The 3,433-nt window shown below is 66.7% G+C and carries 3 protein-coding genes and 1 pseudogene; 1 reads left to right on the top strand and 3 read right to left on the bottom strand.

The features are described 5' to 3' along the window. Positions 1-286: 286 nt before the first annotated feature. A complete protein-coding gene (locus ACF1G2_RS35995; protein WP_391802362.1) occupies positions 287-424 on the bottom strand; it encodes a hypothetical protein in 138 nt (45 codons plus the stop codon). Between ACF1G2_RS35995 and ACF1G2_RS35990 the strand changes: the two genes are divergently transcribed. Next, positions 423-1,160, top strand: coding sequence for a tetratricopeptide repeat protein (locus tag ACF1G2_RS35990; protein WP_391802361.1), 738 nt, complete (start codon positions 423-425; stop codon positions 1,158-1,160). The genes ACF1G2_RS35995 and ACF1G2_RS35990 overlap by 2 nt on opposite strands. Before the next feature lie 68 nt (positions 1,161-1,228). Here the strand turns inward: ACF1G2_RS35990 and ACF1G2_RS35985 are convergent. Continuing rightward, a pseudogene (locus tag ACF1G2_RS35985) lies at positions 1,229-1,656 on the bottom strand (IS5 family transposase); the annotation flags it as partial. Between the two features lie 289 nt (positions 1,657-1,945). Beyond that, a complete protein-coding gene (locus tag ACF1G2_RS35980) occupies positions 1,946-2,719 on the bottom strand; it encodes an SAM-dependent methyltransferase (protein ID WP_391802360.1) in 774 nt (257 codons plus the stop codon). Positions 2,720-3,433 lie beyond the last annotated feature (714 nt).

Raw genomic sequence — 3,433 nt, 5'->3', positions numbered from 1 at the left:
TTGACTCCAGGAAAGACCTGCCGGCCGGCATGAACCATGGACGCATCACCCCATTCACACAGTCCCCGGTAGCGGATCGACCAGCCTCACAGGGCGACGTACGGTTTCCTGCTGCGGTCGGAGCACGCCGACCTCAACAACTCCGTGCGCGGTGGCGCGCCTCCCCAGCCCGCATGCGCGCGGGCGCCGTCTGGCAGCTGAGCGGCGCCGACCGGCTCCGCATCGACGCCCCCCACTCCGGCGTTCGATGGGCTGACCGCAGCACGACCGAGCCCCCCAGTGAACATCATTCGACGCCGATCATCGAACCGCCGGCGGGTGCGCCTATGCCGCCTGCGGTGGCGGACTTGTTGGATCGGGGCAGGTCCGCCGCCCGCACCGGGGACTGGGTCGCCGCGGCCCATGCCTGGGTCCTGGCTGCCATGCGTGGCAGCAAGGAGGGGGCGGAGTGGGCCACCAAGGCCGCCGTCGAGATCCGCGCGTTGGCCGATGCTGGATCGGCGGAAGCCGCCGCGCTGTTGTCCGGGATTCTGCTGGACTACTTCGACGAGTCGGCATTGCCACTGGCTGTGACGTACGCCAGGGTGTCCGCCGAGTCCGGGAATCCGGCAGGTCAGCGCACCTACGGCTACATGCTCGTCGAAGGCATCGGCGTCGAGCAGGATCCCGTGGCTGCGGCCGAGCTGTTCCGTGCTGCCGCCAAGGGTGGCGACATCTACGCGGCCTTCAACCTCGCCCAGAAGACCGATGACGCCGGTGAATCCCTGCGCCTGCTGGAACGCGCCGCCGGACAGGGACTCGTCGAGGCCGGCGCCATTCTCTCCGACCGGCTCTCCACGGTGGATCGGGATGAGGAGGCGCTGAGCTGGTACCTGTGGGCTGCGGAACGAGGCCACACCGGGGCGATGTACGCGGCAGGCTGCTGGTACCGCGATGGGTTCGGCACCGAGCCGGACCCGGTCCAGTCGGTGCGCTGGTACTTCGTGATGTTCGACCACGGTGACGGCAACGGAATCCACGACGCCATCCAACTGGCGAAGGCCGTGGCCATGACGGAGAACCAGATCCGAGAGGCTGGTCATCTCGCCGGCCTGCCAGCCGCAGCAGAGTCGCTGATCAGTGTCGTGCAGGGCAAGCGGCCCCCGAACAGCGGGCTCTAGAGGACTGTCCGCCGGGATACGTACGCGGCCAAAGAGCAAGAGATGCATCGGTAACGGTGCCGTGGACTCGCCAGGTGAAACTTGCAAGAGAGACCACCCCGGGAGCGGCCCAGGACCTCGTTTGCCTGGTACTGGCCGGCGATGCGCGGTGGTCGGGCACAGGCTCCTGCGGCGTGCTGGTGGGCCCGGCAGGACGCGGAGTCGATCCCGACCAAAGACCAAGTCCATCCGCCCTCCTGCGTCCGCGCCGGCCTGCACAGCCCGTAGCACTCTCCCACGTACCGTCCGCCGACCATCGCTGGTGGCGATCGTGCACCGTCATCCAGCTCCCGAACCGTGTCGGCAGGTCGCGCCACGGGATGCCCGTTCGCTTGCGGAAGAGGATTCCGTTGACCACCATGCGGTGGTCCTTCCAGCGCCCGCCCCGGCCCACATTCTTCGGAAGGTGTGGCTCCAATCGTGCCCACGCTTCGTCGGATAGATCGCCCCGCCCCACATCGGATGGGAGCGATCTCAAAAGCGTTTAGTCACGCGGCCCGTGGGACAGGCCCTAGGTAGGTCAGGACCGGGGAGCACGCATCCGGGCGGCGAAGCAGGCGACGAACCAGGTGGAGCAGCACCGCAAACCGTCCCTCACCGAGAGGGCCCATCGTGTGGACAACGCGCCGAGCCTTGTAGGCCACCGAGACCGGTGCAGCAGCCCAATTTGTGCTCCTAATCGAGCAACAACGGCCCCCGACACTGGCTGAGTCGACACTCACTCTTCCCCACAGATTCGCCAGCGGTCAGGTTCTGGTAACCGGAACGAGAGTCAGGTACGCCATGCCAAGTACGTTGCGGTAGCCGTGAGCCCAGGACGACCGCTGCCGGTCGACTCGTTCGCGGGTCTCGGCAGCGAGTGGGTGGTCGGGATTCCTCGCGAGCCAGAGTTCTGTATTGAAGCGGTATCCGGACTCGAACTCCTCCCACTCATCACGACTCGCTGACTCGATCCAAGCTGGCCTGAAGCCCGCCTCGACAGCGAGGTCGACGAGCGCTCCGAGCCGCGGGTGGTCGTCTGCGCGGGCTCCGGGCCACATAGCCGCAAGTTCCTCGTCCGTCGGGGCGCAATCCCAAAAGCCCTCGCCAAGGACGACGAGTCCGCCTGGGCGGACCAAGCGGCGTAGCTCGTGCAGTACAACGCTGGGATCGTACGGCTGCCCGGGGTCAACCAGCGCCTGACCGGCCCCCAGGCAAAGCACCGCGTCCGCGGGCCCTCGTGCCGTACCAAAGGCCGACTCCTCGCTGAATTCGACCCGGCTGGCCAGTCCGCGCTCCTTTGCAAGGTCTCTGCCTCGGTCCAGGTCCTCGGCGTTAATGTCGAGGCCCACGCCTGTCGACCCCGGGACGGACTCGAGGACGCGGAGCAGCAGTTCGCCCCAGCCGCAGCCGATGTCGAGAATGGTGGAGGGCGAAACGGCGGCAAGCCGCAAAACGATGCGCGCGGCGCGAGCTTCGGAGAGCGGTCCGTGGAAGGTCAGATTGCCGAGATGCGAGGGAGGGCCGGAAGCGATTGCCATGAGGTGGAATACTATTCCCCCTCGAGTGGTCCGGTTCGACTGGCACGGCCGACTAACCACCCCACACCTGGTATGCCGGAGGCGGATCTACCCAGATCGAGGTGGCCCCCACAGCTCCGCCTCCGCGCAGGCCGGGAGGTCTGCCATCAACCTTGACGTAAAGCCGCCGCCCTGACGGCACCCGCTATGCAGCACAGCGCACAGAACCTAATCTAACGCGGGCAGCTGCATGAACTGCAGAACATCCACGGCGCCTATCGTATGGAAGAGGAACCTTTCACACATTCAAGTAGCAGTGCCCGCTGCAACCTCTCAGCCTTTCGTCCGCTTCCGTCGCATGGAGTTGTTTCCGGGGCTCTTCATGCTTGTCTGGACGAGGCAGATTCAAGAGGATCTCACCGGCGGGGGGCCAGACCGGTGACTCAACTCCATGTCAGAGCGAGGCGGCGTCGCTGCATGAGCCAGCCGAAGAAGCTCGGCGCCCGGCGTCTGGGACGCCCATGCGCACCTTGCCCGACCGCGCTTTGCGTCTGCACATCCAGGTGGGGAAGCCAGTGCTCAACCAGAAGACCCCGGTCGCCCCGGCGCCGCGTGTACCCGATCTCGCGCCGAGCGCCCTGCCCAGCCCGACCGGGAGGAAACCCAAACGCCTCCACGTCCTGGACGGCATGCGCCTCGGCGCGGCCGTCATGGTCGTGATGTACCACTACATGG

Origin of the sequence: Streptomyces sp. NPDC013457 (assembly GCF_043089925.1) — a bacterium.
Lineage (GTDB): Bacteria > Actinomycetota > Actinomycetes > Streptomycetales > Streptomycetaceae > Streptomyces.
This window is presented reverse-complemented; position numbering and strand designations above follow the sequence as displayed.